Consider the following 14,269-nt stretch of genomic DNA (forward strand, 5'->3'; position numbering starts at 1 on the left):
CCTATGGGCTCGTGGCCCAGAACGCCGGCGCAATCGCACACGCCGCCTTGATCAGCCGCACCGCCTCGTCGATATCCTGCTCGGTGGTAAAGCGCCCCAGGCTCAAGCGAATGGTACGCCCGGCCGCACGGGCATCGTGCCCCAGGGCCAGCAGCACGTGGGACGGGGTGTTCTGTGCCGAATTGCAGGCCGAGGTCGCGGAAAATGCAATCGATGCGCCCAGCAATGCCGGATTGAACTCGCCTTCGTTGAAGGTCAGGCTCAGCGTGTGGGGAATCCGGCGGCTCGCACTGCCATTCATCCGCACACCGGGCAACGCCAGCAGCGGCTCGAGCAAACGATTGCGCAACCGGGCGATCTTAGCGTGCTCGTCGTCGAATACCGCGGCTGCCAATTCGAATGCGGCGCCCATGGCTGCAATCTGGTGGGTCGCCAGGGTTCCGGAGCGCAAGCCGCCTTCATGTCCACCGCCATGAATCTGCGCCGACAGCCGTGACCGGGCACGGCCGCCAACGTAAAGCGCACCGATGCCCTTGGGGCCGTAGACCTTATGCGCGGAAAACGACATCAGGTCCACCGGCCAGGCCGACAGGTCGATCTGTACCTTGCCCGCGCCTTGGGCCGCGTCCACATGGAACAGTGCACCGTGTTCGCGGACAATCTCGCCAATGGCGATGACGTCGTTGACGGTACCCAGCTCGTTGTTCACCAGCATCAGCGACACCAGGAACGTGTCTTCACGCAACGCCTCGCGAACCGCTTGCGGACTGATCAGGCCTTCGGCGTCCGGCTTCAGCCAGGTGACCGCGACGCCGCTGTCTTCAAGTTGGCGCGCCGTATCGAGAATCGCCTTGTGCTCGATCAGGCTGGTGATGACATGGCCGGCGCAACCAGTGCGTGCCTGAGCCACCCCTTTGAGGGCAAGGTTGTTGGATTCGGTGGCGCCGGAAGTCCAGACGATCTCTTCGGGCTGGGCTCCCACCAATTGCGCCACCTGTTGGCGAGCACGCTCCACCGAGCACCGGGCCTCCTGGCCGAAGGCATGGGAACTGGACGCCGGGTTGCCGAAGTTGCCGTCAAAACCCAGACACTCGACCATGACCCGGATGACCCGCTCATCCACCGGCGTGGTGGCGGCATAATCGAAATACAAAGGACGTTTATTCATAGGAAACTCGCAGAGCCCGCTCCGGAACCAGGCGCCCTCGTTGGATTCGAGACTAGCAATACCTGATCAAAGACCTTAAAGAAGTCGAACTTCGTTTAAAAGTGCGTAGGAACGCTCCTGAACAGCGAGCTTAGCAGGCATCGCGTCGAAGCTCAGCCCTCAACTGATGCTTTCGAGCAACAACGGATACATCGAAGCGACCAGCAACAGCGCCATGCCCCAGTTGAACAGGCGCAACCAGCGACGATCCCGCAACAGGTTGCGCAACAGGCTGCCACACACCACCCACAAGCTCACGCTTGGCAAATTGATCAAGGCAAACACCGCCGCAATCACCAGCACGTTGAAGAAATAACCCTGGAGTGGCGTGTAGGTACTGATGGCACCGATGGCCATGATCCAGGCCTTGGGATTGACCCATTGGAACGCCGCTGCCCCCCAATAGCTGATCGGGGTATTGTTCCCCGACTGGCTGTCCGAAACCGGGCCGGAGTGGGCGATTTTCCACGCCAGGTACAACAAGTAGGCCGCGCCGATGTAACGCAGCGCGGTATAGAGCAGTGGATAAGTCTGGAACACCGCGCCCAGGCCAAGGCCTACCGCCAGCACCAGGGAAAAGAAGCCGCAGGTTATGCCCAGCATGTGAGGAATGGTGCGGTTGAAACCGAAATTGACACCCGAGGCCAACAACATGGTGTTGTTAGGGCCTGGCGTGATCGAGGTCACCAGGGCAAACAGGGCGAAGCCCAGCAGCAGGTCAAGCGAAAGGGTCATGTCGGGGCAGTCCATCAGGGGCGGTCAGTCAAGTCATGACCCTACCCCACGTCCTGGCGCAAACCCACGGACAGTTGCGCAAAACTTTGAGCGGTACAGTCTCTCAGCTTGGCCGGCCAGGCTGTTGCACTACCTGCTCGGCACTCATCTGGCCCTGATCGTCGTACCCCACGTTTTTCTGCGACGAACCGAGCAGCTCGGCTTTCTTCGCGTGGTATTCATCGAACGAGAGGCCACGGCGATTCAAGGCTTCAAGGGCCAGCTCGCGAGTCTCATCGACGGTGTAGGGACGCAGCTCCGGGGAAGAACTGGCGCAGCCGCCCAGCAGGGTGGCGGTCAATAGCAGCAAAGCGACAAAGGTACGGTTCATGGCGGGTGTCCGGTGTTCTGGAGTTGGGCGATGAACACAGGCTACCCGCCGGCCCTGCACGGCAGAAATCAACCCTTTCGATAGTGGGTATTGCCTGCCTGGATCCGCCGTTGCGCTTAATCGACCAACTGGCAATGAAGCGCGTTGTCCAGGCTGCGCTCGATGTTGCGCAGCACCTGGAACGAACCGAACGTCACGGCTTTGGCTCGGTGAGCCTGGATCAACCGCCAGAAACCCTGCTCGTCACTTTCGAAACCTCGCAGCGCCGCCTCGCCCGCCTCGCGGGTCTGCCATTGCAAATAATTGAGCACGCGCCGACCGTCGTCGCTGGCCTGGATGCTGGCACTCAGCAAGCCCTGGTGGTCCCGGGCCAGGCGCTCGGTCTGTTCCGACAAGGCGGCGACCAGCGCCTGCTGCCATTGAGGTTCGATGTGGAATTCCATCAACTGAGTGAAACTGCGATTGTTCCTTGGCGTTTGCATGAAAGGTCCCCTATGCAGGTCAGGCGGATCTTGCGACCCGAAGGCGTACAGGGTAAAACCTCCAGTTAACTTGAGGTCAAGCAGAGAATTGAAACGATGACGCAGATCGATGTCCACAAGGAGCTCACCGTCGGCCAAGTGGCCGCTCGCAGCGGCGTGGCGGTCACGGCCCTGCACTTCTACGAATCCAAGGGATTGATCAAAAGCACGCGTAACCCGGGCAACCAACGTCGCTACTCACGAGCGGTCTTGCGTCGCGTGGCGCTGATCAAGGTCGCCCAACGCCTGGGCATTCCTTTGGCGGAAATCGGCGAGGCGTTGAAAAATCTGCCGGACAACCGTGCGCCAACGGCCGCCGACTGGCAGACCTTGTCGGCGCAGTGGAGCCGGGACCTGGATGAGCGCATCAACCAATTGGTGGCGCTGCGTGATCGACTCAATGGCTGCATCGGCTGCGGATGCCTGTCGATGGAGGCTTGTCCGTTGCGCAATCAGGGCGACGTGCTAGGCCAACACGGACCGGGGGCTCATCTGCTGGAACAGCCCTGAAGCGTTCGTCGGCCCCCGCGCCCAGCCAGGGTCGCTGGCCTATAGTGGAGGGGCGCAAATCGACGAAGACTCTCTTCGCCTCCCATAACCAAAGGAGAAACGTCATGGGCGTCAATGCCATTCCCGAAGGCTTTCATAACATCACGCCCTACCTGGGCATTCAAAAAGCCGCCGAAGCCATCGACTTCTACAAAAAAGCCTTCAATGCCACCGAGGTCATGCGCCTGGCCATGCCCGACGGCGGCATCGGACATGCCGAACTGCGGATCAACGGTTATCCGATCATGCTCGGCACACCTTGCGATCAAGGCCCGCTGAGCAACCCGGACCAATCGCCCTCGGTGGGTCTGCATCTCTATGTCGAGGACGTGGACAGCGCATTTGCCCAGGCCATTGCGGCCGGTGGCACAGTGATTTCCGAGGTCAAGGACCAGTTTTACGGCGATCGTAGCGGCACCTTGAAAGATCCCTATGGGCACCTGTGGTTCCTGGCGACGCACAAGGAGGACCTGAGCCAGGAACAGATCGAGCAACGGGCCAGGGAGATGTTCCAACAAGGCTGACCTTGCCTGTGGCCAGGGTGCATGCTCCCTGGCCACAATAGACAGTGAAACTAAACGCGAAACATTTTCTTTCATCTTCCCCTTCGGGATTTTGCTCGCTCGTTCGTCTTAATTAGATGCAGCAGGCCGCGTCGGCAAAAGCCACGGCCTGCCTTTTTGGATTCATGGTGTTGCGAAGCCCGCAATACGGAACCTTTCATCGAATCAAGACGTTCAATCATGTCGAAGAAATCCCGCTCCAAACTCTGGTTCCTGGTCCATAGCTGGCTGGCATTGCCCATCTGGTTCTTCGTGCTCATCGTCTGTGTCACCGGCACCCTGGCAGTGGTCAGCCAGGAGATCGTCTGGCTGGTCAACCCCGACATGCGAGCCAGCAAGCCCTCGGACGACGCCCCGCTACTCAGCTATGACCAAGTGATCGCCGCGATCAAGCAGGCCCAGCCGCAAACCCAGGTGCAAAGCATCGTGCGTCCGGACGAGTCGCATTTTGCGTTGGAAGTCGGCGTGACCTACCCCGACGGACGCCCCGACACGGTCTACGTCAACCCGTACAGCGGCGTTATCCAGGGCTCGGCGCCGACATTCAACTTCCAGGCGTTCACCCGCGCCCTGCATGGCTGGTGGCTGGTGCCGTTCACCAACGGCTACAGCTGGGGCTGGTACCTGGTGTCGTTCCTGGGCCTGCCCTTGCTCGCGTCCCTGGTGACCGGGCTGGTGGTCTACAAGCGATTCTGGAAAGGCTTCTTCCGTCCGACCCTGCGAATTCGCCATGGCGCACGGATTTTCTGGGGCGACTTCCACCGGCTCAGCGGTATCTGGTCGATCTGGTTCATCGCGGTCATCTCTGTCACCGGCACCTGGTTCCTGATCCAGGCCTTGCTGGGCGACAACCAGATCTCCATTTCCAGCGAACCGGTCATCCCGGTGGTGGCCCGTGAAAACGTGCCGTTGTCCGTCGACGGCCAGGCGCCACCGCAGGTGAACCTGGACCGGGCCATTGAAATCGCCCAACAACGCATCCCGGGACTGGAAGCGAGTTTCATCAGCCTGCCCGGCAATGCCTACAGCCACTTGGAAATCGGCGGCCGCGGTTGGTATCCGCTGATGTTCCAGACCGCCACCATCAACCCCTACAACGGCGACGTGGCGGCCTCACGGCTGCTGTCGGACCGCACGACCCTGGAGTTCGTCACCGAATCCATGCGCCCCTTGCACACCGGGGACTTCGGCGGTCTCTGGATCAAGCTCATCTGGTTTTTCTTCGGGTTGATCCTGAGCATGATGGTCCTCAGCGGGCTGCTGATCTGGACCAAACGCACCGCCCTGGCCACCGCCAATGCCTTCAAGCGTAGCCAGAAACCCACCCGTGGGGCCCGAATCGCCCAGGCCCTGCAGCCGTCGGTCCCCCGTGAATCGTCGGAGGGCAGTCTGTGAATCCGTCCAATACCGCTTCATCACCGTCACGCCTGAGCCTGTTCTGGCATAAATGGCGGTTCCATCTCAACGTGTTGCTGCTGCTGATCCCCCTGGGGTTCATGCCCAAATACCTCTCCGAAGCGGCTCTGTTTCGTGGTGATGCCGGGCTTGGCGAGCGGGAGGTCGGAGAAGTCCAGGTCGGTCCCTGGAGCCTGCGCCTGGCGGAGTTTCGCAACGAAGCCCCACGCGTCCAGGGCCCTGCCGGCCCCATGAAGCATTTCAATGCGGCCCTGTGCGAACGCTGTATCGGCCAGGTCAAGGCCACCTACCTGCGCATCGGCAAGCCCCGTAGCCTGAGGGCCGCCGGGGTGATTTTCTTCGGCTCGCCCTATCGCATGGGCGCCTTGTTGCCGGTCCCGCCAAAGACCCGGCCCGATGCCGAACTGTGGATAACCCTCGAAGGCTGGGACGGTTCGATGCATCAGGCCTCTATTCCCCTGAACCAGGCCTCCCCGGCCACCGTTACCTGGCTGAAGAACCAAGGAGCCCAACCATGACCCTCCGTGCTTTATCCAAGGGCTTGGCGCTGCTGCTCTGCGCAGGCGCAAGCAGCACTGTCCTGGCCCACAATCCGATGTGCGAGTGCAAGGCCATCGACGCCGAGCAGATCCAATGCACCGGTGGCTTTTCCGACGGCAGCGGTGCGCCTGGGGTGACCCTGGACGTGATCGGTTATGACGAGACCATCCTCGTCCCGGGCAAGCTCGGCGCCGACTCGAAGCTGACCTTCAAGAAACCGGACGCTGAATTCTACGTGCTCTTCGACGCCGGCCCCGGCCACGTGGTGGAAATCGACCAAGCCGACATCGAGGCCCCATGAGCAACGCCACGACTCAAGTCATCCGCCCTGCCGGCGCGGGCCATGAAACCCTGTACGTGTTGCTGCTGTGCCTGGTCATCGTGCTGGTGGCCGGGTCCGTGGTGGCCTGGCATGGCAAAGCCGAAGACGCCCCTCGCCTGGCCTCGAACCAGCTCGACGCCCGCCGCGACCTCAGCGCCGCCGAGCAAGGCATCTATGCCGACCTGCGGGTGACCCTGGATGAAATCCGCTTGCTGCGCGAAGACCAGCAAACCCTGCCCGCCCCGCAAACCCTCGCCGAAGAGGGCTTCGCGCCGTTCGCCCAGGACGCCAGCTCCGTTAGCCGGGGCGGTCACGCCTGGCAACTACTGGAAGGCCGGGCCTACTTCGGCGCCAGTGCCAATCCGTCGGTGGCCGGTTCGTTTCTGATGCGCATCGGCGAAGCGTCCGACGCCGCCCCGGACATCTGGCTCAACCGCGGCACGGGCCTCGCGATGCCCACCACGCTGGACGACGCGGCATTGGCCGCCGCCGGCTGGCAACAGATCGTCGCGCAATTCGATGCCGGTGTAACCCGCCAGCACCGGCACTGACCCCACGCCTTCACTCGAGAGAAGACCGCTTGCCCATGCCTATTGCATCCCAACGCCGTCCCTTGCTGCGCCTGCTGTTGATCGGCCTGCTGGCCTGCCTGTTCACCTCGCCGGTGAGCGCCGAAACAGCCAAGCGCCTGCGTATCGGCATCACCTTGCACCCGTATTACAGCTACGTGGCCAACATCGTCGGCGACAAGGCCGAGGTCGTGCCGCTGATCCCGGCCGGTTTCAACCCCCACGCCTATGAACCTCGGGCCGAAGACATCAAGCGTATCGGCGGCCTCGACGTCATCGTGCTCAACGGCGTGGGGCACGACGATTTCGCCGACCGCATGATCGCCGCCAGCGAAACTCCGAATGTGAAGGTGATCGAAGCCAACGAAAACGTGCCCCTGCTGGCCGCCACCGGCACCGCCGCCCGAGGCGCGGGCAAGGTTGTGAACCCGCACACCTTCCTGTCCATCAGTGCCTCCATCGCCCAGGTCAATAACATCGCCCGGGAATTGGGCAAGCTCGATCCGGACAATGCCAAGGCCTATACCCAGAACGCTCGCGCCTACGGCAAGCGCCTGCGGCAGATGCGCGCCGCCGCCCTGGCGAAGCTGACCCAGGCCCCCAATGCCGAGTTGCGGGTCGCCACGGTGCATGCCGCCTACGACTACCTGTTGCGCGAATTCGGCCTGGAAGTGACCGCCGTGGTCGAGCCGGCCCATGGCATCGAACCGAGCCCCAGCCAATTGAAGAAAACCATCGACCAATTGCGGGAGCTGGACGTGAAGGTGATCTTTTCGGAAATGGATTTCCCCTCCACCTACGTCGATACCATCCAGCGTGAATCGGGCGTAAAGCTGTACCCCCTCTCGCACATCTCCTACGGTGACTACAGCGCCGAGAAGTACGAAAAGGAAATGGCCGGTAACCTCGACACCGTGGTCCGGGCCATCCAGGAGTCCGGCGCATGACCGTCCAGGAAACCCTCACTCTGCAGCACGTTGGCCCCTTGATCGAGTTCGCCGACGTCAGCCTGAACCTGGGCCGTACCACCATTCTGGACAGCGTGGCATTCCAGGTGGAGCCCGGCAGCATCCATGCACTGGTCGGCCCCAATGGCGGCGGCAAGAGTTCGCTGATCAAGACCTTGCTGGGGCAGATGCCGCACCAGGGACGCTTGAGCCTGCAATGGCCGGGTGAACCCGGGGTGATCGGCTACGTGCCCCAGGCGCTGGAATTCGACCGGGGCCTGCCCATGACGGTGGATGATTTCATGGCGGCGATGTGTCAGCGGCGACCGGCCTTTCTCGGTTTGAGCAAACATTACGCCGGCGCCATTGGCCTGGCCCTGGAGCGGGTCGGCATGCAAGACAAGCGCAAGCGACGCATGGGCGCGCTGTCCGGCGGCGAGCGCCAGCGGGTGTTGCTGGCCCAGGGGTTGATTCCCTCACCGCAATTGCTGGTGCTGGATGAACCGATGTCGGCCCTGGACGAAGCCGGCATCCAGGTGTTCGAACGGTTGCTGCAGGACTGGCGCCAGGCCGGGATCACCGTGCTATGGATCGAACATGACCTGGAAGCCGTCGGGCGCCTGGCCGACCGTGTCACCGGCCTGAATCGCCGGGTGCTGTTCGACGGCCCGCCACGCCAGACCCTGACCCCGGAGCGGCTGTTGACGCTGTTTTCCACCCATCCACGAACGAACGGGAGCGCGGCCTGATGAGTTATGAAGCCTTTCGCTTGATGGTCCAGGGCTGGGCCTCGGCCGGTTACCTGCCTGAAGCGCTGGCCTACGGGTTCGTGGTCAACGCGTTGCTGGCCGGGCTGTTGATCGGCCCTGTGCTGGGCGGTCTCGGCACGCTGGTGGTGGTCAAGCGCTTCGCGTTTTTCTCCGAGGCGGTGGGCCACGCGGCGCTGACCGGCGTGGCCGTCGGCATCCTGCTCGGCGAACCCTACACTGGGCCTTACGGCAGCCTGTTCGGGTACTGCCTGCTGTTCGGCATCCTGCTCAATTACCTGCGCAACCGCACCGGCCTGGCGCCCGACACGCTGATCGGCGTCTTCCTGTCGGTATCCCTGGCCCTGGGTGCCAGCCTGCTGTTGATCCTGGCGGGCAAGATCAACGTGCACATCCTGGAAAACGTACTGTTCGGCTCGGTGCTGACGGTCAACGGCAACGACCTGTTGGTGTTGGCGGTGGTTGGCTCGCTGGTGATGGCCCTGGCCTTGCCGCTGTACAACCGCATCATGCTCGCCAGCTTCAACCCGCAACTGGCGGCGGTGCGTGGGGTCGCGGTCAAGACCCTGGACTACCTGTTCGTGGTCCTGGTGACGTTGATCACCGTGGCGGCGGTAAAAGTCATCGGCGCCATCCTGGTGGGTGCGTTGCTGGTGATTCCAGCGGCGGCGGCGCGCTTGCTCAGTCAATCGTTGAAAGGTTTTTTCTGGTGTTCCGTGCTGATCGCCACCGTCAGCACCCTGTGCGGGATCCTCGCGCCGATTGTGTTCGACCTGCCGATTCCATCCGGTGCCGCGATCATTCTGGTGGCCGGCATCGCTTTCGCCCTGAGCGCCATCGCCCGTGGCGTCGTCCCCAGCCTCAAAGGGAATCTTGGATAAATGGTTTTTTCATTGCGACAACTGACCCTGGCCGTCGCGCTGTGCGGCGTGGCCGTTACCTCGTCATTCGCCAACGAAAAGGTCCGTCTGCTGGCCTCGTTGCCCGTCACCTACGGATTGGGCGAGGCCTTGCTCAAGGGCACCGAGGTCAGTCTGGAGCGGGCCGCGCCCGCCAACCTGCCCGGCACCCGCCAGAGCGCGTACTTCAGTGGCCGTGGCGCGCCGGCCTTGAGCAAGCTGGCCAGCGATGCCGACGGGGTGATCGGCCTGCGTTCGCTATGGCCCGACGATCCGCTGTACCCCATGGCCCGACGCAGCAATATCCGCATCGTCGAGATCGACGCCGCGCGCCCGGTGGACGGCGCCCTGCCCGGTATCGCCGTGCAACCGGGCATGGCCGACGGCCTGGCGAGCCAGCCGTGGATGGCCAGCCATAACCTGGGACGCATGGCCGACGTGATCGCCGCCGACCTGGTGCGCCTGGCCCCGGCGGACAAACCGAAGATCGACGCCAACCTGGCGACCCTCAAGCAGCGCCTGCTCAAACTCAGCGCCGACAGCGAAAAACGCCTCGCCAGCGCCGATAACATGAGCGTGGTCAGCCTGAGCGAGCATTTCGGCTACCTGATCAGCGGGCTCAACCTGGACGCCATCAGCACCGATACCCGGCCCGATGCCGAATGGACAGCCGAGGCCCTCAAGCAATTGAGTACGACGTTGAAGGACAACGACGTGGCGCTGGTGCTCCATCATCGCCAGCCTTCGGATGCGCTGAAGGCAGCCATTGCCGAGGGCGGCAGCCAGCTGCTGGTATTGAGCACCGATGGCGCCGACCCGGTGGCGGAGCTGGAGAGTAATGCAGAGCGGGTCGTCACGGCGCTGACGGGAGGCTGACAACAATCCATGTGGGAGCGAGCTTGCTCGCGATGAGGCCAGCACATACAACATCCATGTCAGCTGACACATCGCCATCGCGAGCAAGCTCGCTCCCACAGTTTTTTCGACTCAGTTCAGGACATCCCCCGGCACCCGCACGAACCCTTCCATCAACACCCGCGCACTGCGGCTCATGATGGCTTTTTTCACGGTCCATTCGCCGTTGACCTGGCTGGCCTCGGCGCCGACGCGAAGCGTGCCGGACGGGTGGCCGAAACGCACCGCGTTGCGCTCGACGCCACCGGCCGCGAGGTTGACCACTGTGCCGGAAATAGCGGCGGCCGTGCCGATGGCGACCGCTGCCGTGCCCATCATGGCGTGGTGCAGCTTGCCCATGGACAGCGCCCGCACCAACAGGTCGACGTCCCCGGCCGCGACGGCTTTTCCGCTGGATGAAACGTAGTCCGCTGGCGGCGCGACAAACGCCACTTTCGGTGTGTGCTGGCGCTGGGCTGCTTCGTCCAGGTGCTTGATCAAGCCCATGCGCAGGGCACCGTGGGCGCGAATGGTTTCGAACATGGCCAACGCCTTGGGGTCACCGTTGATGGCGCCCTGCAATTCGGTGCCGATGTGACCGACGTCCCGGGCATTGATGAAAATCGTCGGGATCCCGGCGTTGATCAGCGTCGCCTTGAAGGTGCCGACACCGGGCACTTCCAAGTCGTCCACCAGGTTGCCGGTGGGAAACATCGAGCCCCCACCGCCCTCTTCTTCTGCCGCCGGGTCCATGAATTCCAATTGCACTTCGGCCGCGGGAAAGGTCACGCCATCGAGTTCGAAGTCCCCGGTTTCCTGCACTGCGCCGTCAGTGATCGGCACATGGGCGATGATGGTCTTGCCGATGTTGGCCTGCCAGATGCGCACCACCGCGACCCCGTTTTGCGGGATCCGACCGGCATCCACCAAGCCACTGCTGATGGCGAACGAACCGACCGCCGCCGACAGGTTGCCGCAGTTACCGCTCCAATCCACGAACGGCTTGTCGATGGACACCTGACCGAACAGGTAATCGACATCGTGGTCGGCTCGGGTGCTCTTGGACAGGATCACGGTCTTGCTGGTGCTGGACGTCGCGCCGCCCATGCCATCGATCTGCTTTTCGTACGGGTCGGGGCTGCCGATCACCCGCAGCAACAGGGCATCCCGGGCGGTGCCTGGGACTCGGGCCGCTTCGGGCAGGTCTTGCAGGTTGAAGAACACACCTTTGCTGGTGCCGCCACGCATATAGGTAGCGGGAATTCTGATTTGCGGTGCGTGAGCCATGATGCTCCTCAAGCGGACACCCCGGGTGTCCGCAGTTGTGATTTAGACGGCAACTGCCGATTCAAGGAAGTCCTGGGCAAAGCGTTGCAGCACGCCCCCGGCTTCGTAGATCGACACTTCTTCGGCGGTATCGAGGCGGCAGGTCACCGGCACATCGACGCGTTCACCGTTCTTGCGCGTGATGACCAACGTCAGCGTCGCACGCGGGGTGCGCTCGCCGATCACGTCATAGACTTCGCTGCCGTCGATGCCCAGGGTCTTGCGGTCCGTGCCGGGTTTGAACTCCAGTGGCAACACGCCCATGCCCACCAGGTTGGTGCGGTGGATACGTTCGAAACCTTCGGCGGCAATCGCCTCGACACCGGCCAGGCGCACGCCCTTGGCCGCCCAGTCCCGGGACGAACCCTGGCCGTAGTCGGCGCCGGCAATGATGATCAGCGGCTGCTTGCGCTCCATGTAGGTCTCGATGGCTTCCCACATGCGCATGACCTTGCCTTCCGGCTCGACCCGGGCCAGGGAGCCCTGCTTGACCTTGCCGTTTTCCTGGACCATTTCGTTGAACAGTTTCGGGTTGGCGAAGGTGGCGCGTTGCGCGGTCAGGTGGTCGCCGCGGTGGGTCGCGTAGGAGTTGAAGTCCTCTTCCGGCAGGCCCATTTTCGCCAGGTACTCACCCGCGGCACTGTCCAGCATGATGGCGTTGGACGGCGACAGGTGGTCGGTGGTGATGTTGTCCGGCAGCACCGCCAGCGGGCGCATGCCCTTGAGCGGTCGTGCACCGGCCAGCGCTCCTTCCCAATACGGCGGACGACGGATGTAGGTGCTTTGTGGGCGCCAGTCGTACAGCGGCGTCACTTTCGGCCCGGTGTCTTCCTGGATGGCGAACATTGGGATGTACACCTGGCGGAATTGCTCCGGTTTCACCGAAGCCTTGACCACCGCCTCGATTTCTTCGTCGCTCGGCCAGATGTCCTTGAGGCGGATTTCCCGGCCGTCCACCACGCCCAGCACATCCTTCTCGATGTCGAAGCGGATGGTCCCGGCAATGGCATAAGCGACCACCAGCGGTGGCGAGGCGAGGAATGCCTGCTTGGCGTACGGATGGATACGTCCGTCGAAGTTGCGGTTGCCCGACAACACGGCGGTGGCGTACAGGTCGCGGTCGATGATTTCCTGTTGGATCACCGGGTCCAGCGCGCCAGACATGCCGTTGCAGGTGGTGCAGGCGAACGCCACCACGCCGAAGCCCAGTTGCTCCAGCTCTTTGGTCAGGCCCGCTTCATCCAGGTACAGCGCCACGGTTTTCGAGCCCGGTGCCAGGGACGACTTGACCCATGGCTTGCGGACCAGGCCCAGGCGGTTGGCGTTGCGCGCCAGCAGGCCCGCCGCAATCACGTTGCGCGGGTTACTGGTGTTGGTGCAACTGGTGATGGCGGCGATGATCACCGCGCCGTCAGGCATTTGTCCCGGCACATCGTCCCACTGCCCGGAAATGCCTTTGGCGGCCAGATCCGACACCGCGACACGGGCGTGCGGGTTGCTGGGACCTGCCATGTTGCGCACCACCGACGACAGGTCGAAGGTCAGGCCACGCTCGTATTGCGCGCCCTTGAGCTTGTCGGCCCACAGGCCTGCCTGCTTGGCGTAGGTCTCGACCAGTCGCACCTGGTCGTCTTCACGGCCAGTGAGCTTCAGGTAATCGATGGTTTGCTGGTCGATATAGAACATCGCCGCCGTAGCACCGTATTCCGGGGCCATGTTGGAAATGGTCGCGCGGTCGCCCAAGGTCAGGGCGCTGGCGCCTTCGCCGAAAAACTCCAGCCACGCCCCCACGACTTTTTGCTTGCGCAGGAATTCGGTCAGCGCCAGCACCATGTCGGTGGCGGTGATGCCCGGTTGCAGCTTGCCCGTCAGCTCGACGCCGATGATCTCCGGCAGGCGCATCCACGAGGCGCGACCGAGCATGACGCTTTCGGCTTCCAGGCCACCGACGCCAATGGCGATCACCCCCAGGGCATCAACGTGGGGCGTGTGGCTGTCAGTGCCCACGCAAGTGTCGGGGAAGGCCACGCCGTCACGCTGCTGGATCACCGGGGACATTTTTTCCAGGTTGATCTGGTGCATGATCCCGTTGCCCGGCGGAATCACATCGACGTTCTTGAAGGCCTTCTTGGTCCAGTTGATAAAGTGAAAGCGGTCTTCGTTGCGCCGGTCTTCGATGGCGCGGTTCTTGGCGAAGGCTTGCGGGTCGGAACCACCGCTTTCCACCGCCAGGGAGTGATCGACGATCAATTGGGTTGGCACCACCGGGTTGACCTGCGCCGGGTCACCGCCCTGCAAGGCGATGGCGTCGCGCAGGCCGGCCAGGTCCACCAGGGCGGTCTGGCCGAGGATGTCATGGCAGACCACGCGGGCCGGGAACCACGGGAAGTCCAGGTCGCGCTTGCGCTCGATCAGTTGCAGCAGCGACTCGCTCAACGTGGCCGGGGCGCAACGACGCACCAGGTTTTCCGCCAGCACGCGGGAGGTATACGGCAGGCCGTCATAGGCGCCGGGGCGGATGGCATCCACCGCCTCGCGAACGTCGAAGTAATCCAGCGAAGTGCCGGGCAGCGGTTTGCGAAATTCTGTGTTCATCGTCAGGACTCGGTCACGGTGGTTTCAGAAGGGTTGGCGCCAGACTTGA

16 protein-coding genes are annotated in these 14,269 nt (G+C 63.0%); 10 read left to right on the forward strand and 6 right to left on the reverse strand.

Going from position 1 to position 14,269, the window contains the following annotated elements; genetic code table 11:
• Position 1 precedes the first annotated feature (1 nt).
• From ACMTA2_RS22915 to ACMTA2_RS22930, 4 genes are all read right to left on the reverse strand, one after another.
• On the reverse strand, positions 2 to 1,168 hold the full coding sequence (locus ACMTA2_RS22915; RefSeq protein WP_413791893.1) for a cysteine desulfurase family protein: 1,167 nt from the start codon (positions 1,166 to 1,168) through the stop codon (positions 2 to 4).
• Positions 1,169 to 1,327: 159 nt separating this feature from the next.
• Positions 1,328 to 1,942 carry a LysE family translocator gene (locus ACMTA2_RS22920; protein WP_413791894.1) on the reverse strand — a complete coding sequence of 205 codons (615 nt, stop codon included), beginning with the start codon at positions 1,940 to 1,942 and terminating at the stop codon, positions 1,328 to 1,330.
• A gap of 103 nt (positions 1,943 to 2,045) precedes the next feature.
• Positions 2,046 to 2,312, reverse strand: coding sequence for a hypothetical protein (locus ACMTA2_RS22925; RefSeq protein ID WP_413791895.1), 267 nt, complete (start codon positions 2,310 to 2,312; stop codon positions 2,046 to 2,048).
• Between the two features lie 116 nt (positions 2,313 to 2,428).
• The gene (locus tag ACMTA2_RS22930; protein ID WP_413791896.1) at positions 2,429 to 2,794 is read right to left on the reverse strand and encodes an antibiotic biosynthesis monooxygenase; all 366 of its coding nucleotides are present in this window, start codon (positions 2,792 to 2,794) and stop codon (positions 2,429 to 2,431) included.
• Between the two features lie 96 nt (positions 2,795 to 2,890).
• Here ACMTA2_RS22930 and soxR point away from each other — a divergent pair, with 96 nt between their 5' ends.
• The 10 genes from soxR to ACMTA2_RS22980 all read left to right on the forward strand — a co-directional run bounded on the left by soxR (position 2,891) and on the right by ACMTA2_RS22980 (position 10,281).
• Positions 2,891 to 3,343: a redox-sensitive transcriptional activator SoxR gene (gene soxR / locus ACMTA2_RS22935; RefSeq protein WP_413791897.1), complete on the forward strand. Its 453-nt coding sequence runs from the start codon at positions 2,891 to 2,893 to the stop codon at positions 3,341 to 3,343.
• 104 nt (positions 3,344 to 3,447) lie between these two features.
• Positions 3,448 to 3,906: a VOC family protein gene (locus ACMTA2_RS22940; RefSeq protein ID WP_207282724.1), complete on the forward strand. Its 459-nt coding sequence runs from the start codon at positions 3,448 to 3,450 to the stop codon at positions 3,904 to 3,906.
• A 219-nt stretch (positions 3,907 to 4,125) separates the two neighbouring features.
• On the forward strand, positions 4,126 to 5,340 hold the full coding sequence (locus ACMTA2_RS22945) for a PepSY-associated TM helix domain-containing protein (RefSeq protein ID WP_413791898.1): 1,215 nt from the start codon (positions 4,126 to 4,128) through the stop codon (positions 5,338 to 5,340).
• Positions 5,337 to 5,879, forward strand: a complete 543-nt coding sequence (locus ACMTA2_RS22950) for a thiamine pyrophosphate-binding protein (RefSeq protein WP_413791899.1) — start codon at positions 5,337 to 5,339, stop codon at positions 5,877 to 5,879. The genes ACMTA2_RS22945 and ACMTA2_RS22950 overlap by 4 nt, the downstream gene beginning before the upstream one ends.
• Positions 5,876 to 6,202: a hypothetical protein gene (locus tag ACMTA2_RS22955; RefSeq protein WP_413791900.1), complete on the forward strand. Its 327-nt coding sequence runs from the start codon at positions 5,876 to 5,878 to the stop codon at positions 6,200 to 6,202. The genes ACMTA2_RS22950 and ACMTA2_RS22955 overlap by 4 nt, the downstream gene beginning before the upstream one ends.
• Positions 6,199 to 6,774, forward strand: coding sequence for a DUF6162 family protein (locus ACMTA2_RS22960; RefSeq protein WP_413791901.1), 576 nt, complete (start codon positions 6,199 to 6,201; stop codon positions 6,772 to 6,774). The genes ACMTA2_RS22955 and ACMTA2_RS22960 overlap by 4 nt, the downstream gene beginning before the upstream one ends.
• 35 nt (positions 6,775 to 6,809) lie before the next feature.
• Positions 6,810 to 7,739: a metal ABC transporter substrate-binding protein gene (locus tag ACMTA2_RS22965; protein WP_053123647.1), complete on the forward strand. Its 930-nt coding sequence runs from the start codon at positions 6,810 to 6,812 to the stop codon at positions 7,737 to 7,739.
• Entirely contained in the window at positions 7,736 to 8,488 is a 753-nt protein-coding gene (locus ACMTA2_RS22970) for a metal ABC transporter ATP-binding protein (protein ID WP_413791902.1), read from the forward strand. Before ACMTA2_RS22965 ends, ACMTA2_RS22970 begins: the two co-directional genes overlap by 4 nt.
• Entirely contained in the window at positions 8,488 to 9,387 is a 900-nt protein-coding gene (locus ACMTA2_RS22975) for a metal ABC transporter permease (RefSeq protein WP_249875573.1), read from the forward strand. Before ACMTA2_RS22970 ends, ACMTA2_RS22975 begins: the two co-directional genes overlap by 1 nt.
• Positions 9,388 to 10,281 carry a metal ABC transporter substrate-binding protein gene (locus tag ACMTA2_RS22980; RefSeq protein WP_413791903.1) on the forward strand — a complete coding sequence of 298 codons (894 nt, stop codon included), beginning with the start codon at positions 9,388 to 9,390 and terminating at the stop codon, positions 10,279 to 10,281. It begins immediately after the preceding gene.
• 111 nt (positions 10,282 to 10,392) lie between these two features.
• Here ACMTA2_RS22980 and prpF read toward each other — a convergent pair whose 3' ends face one another.
• Both prpF and acnD read right to left on the reverse strand, forming a co-directional pair.
• Positions 10,393 to 11,586 (reverse strand): 2-methylaconitate cis-trans isomerase PrpF, encoded by a 1,194-nt coding sequence (prpF, locus tag ACMTA2_RS22985; protein ID WP_413791904.1) that lies wholly within the window; start codon positions 11,584 to 11,586, stop codon positions 10,393 to 10,395.
• 42 nt (positions 11,587 to 11,628) lie between these two features.
• Complete coding sequence (gene acnD, locus ACMTA2_RS22990; protein ID WP_413791905.1) at positions 11,629 to 14,220, reverse strand: Fe/S-dependent 2-methylisocitrate dehydratase AcnD; 2,592 nt, start codon at positions 14,218 to 14,220, stop codon at positions 11,629 to 11,631.
• Positions 14,221 to 14,269: the final 49 nt, after the last annotated feature.

This window comes from Pseudomonas medicaginis (genome assembly GCF_965119365.1).
Classification (GTDB): domain Bacteria; phylum Pseudomonadota; class Gammaproteobacteria; order Pseudomonadales; family Pseudomonadaceae; genus Aquipseudomonas.

Coding starts and splice junctions, on each gene's coding strand:
- ACMTA2_RS22975 (WP_249875573.1), top strand. CDS start 8,488: ATGAGTTATGAAGCCTTTCGCTTGATGGTCCAGGGCTGGGCCTCGGCC.
- ACMTA2_RS22920 (WP_413791894.1), bottom strand. CDS start 1,942: ATGACCCTTTCGCTTGACCTGCTGCTGGGCTTCGCCCTGTTTGCCCTG.
- ACMTA2_RS22965 (WP_053123647.1), top strand. CDS start 6,810: ATGCCTATTGCATCCCAACGCCGTCCCTTGCTGCGCCTGCTGTTGATC.
- ACMTA2_RS22945 (WP_413791898.1), top strand. CDS start 4,126: ATGTCGAAGAAATCCCGCTCCAAACTCTGGTTCCTGGTCCATAGCTGG.
- ACMTA2_RS22925 (WP_413791895.1), bottom strand. CDS start 2,312: ATGAACCGTACCTTTGTCGCTTTGCTGCTATTGACCGCCACCCTGCTG.
- ACMTA2_RS22970 (WP_413791902.1), top strand. CDS start 7,736: ATGACCGTCCAGGAAACCCTCACTCTGCAGCACGTTGGCCCCTTGATC.
- acnD (WP_413791905.1), bottom strand. CDS start 14,220: ATGAACACAGAATTTCGCAAACCGCTGCCCGGCACTTCGCTGGATTAC.
- ACMTA2_RS22955 (WP_413791900.1), top strand. CDS start 5,876: ATGACCCTCCGTGCTTTATCCAAGGGCTTGGCGCTGCTGCTCTGCGCA.
- ACMTA2_RS22960 (WP_413791901.1), top strand. CDS start 6,199: ATGAGCAACGCCACGACTCAAGTCATCCGCCCTGCCGGCGCGGGCCAT.
- ACMTA2_RS22940 (WP_207282724.1), top strand. CDS start 3,448: ATGGGCGTCAATGCCATTCCCGAAGGCTTTCATAACATCACGCCCTAC.
- soxR (WP_413791897.1), top strand. CDS start 2,891: ATGACGCAGATCGATGTCCACAAGGAGCTCACCGTCGGCCAAGTGGCC.
- ACMTA2_RS22915 (WP_413791893.1), bottom strand. CDS start 1,168: ATGAATAAACGTCCTTTGTATTTCGATTATGCCGCCACCACGCCGGTG.
- ACMTA2_RS22930 (WP_413791896.1), bottom strand. CDS start 2,794: ATGCAAACGCCAAGGAACAATCGCAGTTTCACTCAGTTGATGGAATTC.
- ACMTA2_RS22980 (WP_413791903.1), top strand. CDS start 9,388: ATGGTTTTTTCATTGCGACAACTGACCCTGGCCGTCGCGCTGTGCGGC.
- prpF (WP_413791904.1), bottom strand. CDS start 11,586: ATGGCTCACGCACCGCAAATCAGAATTCCCGCTACCTATATGCGTGGC.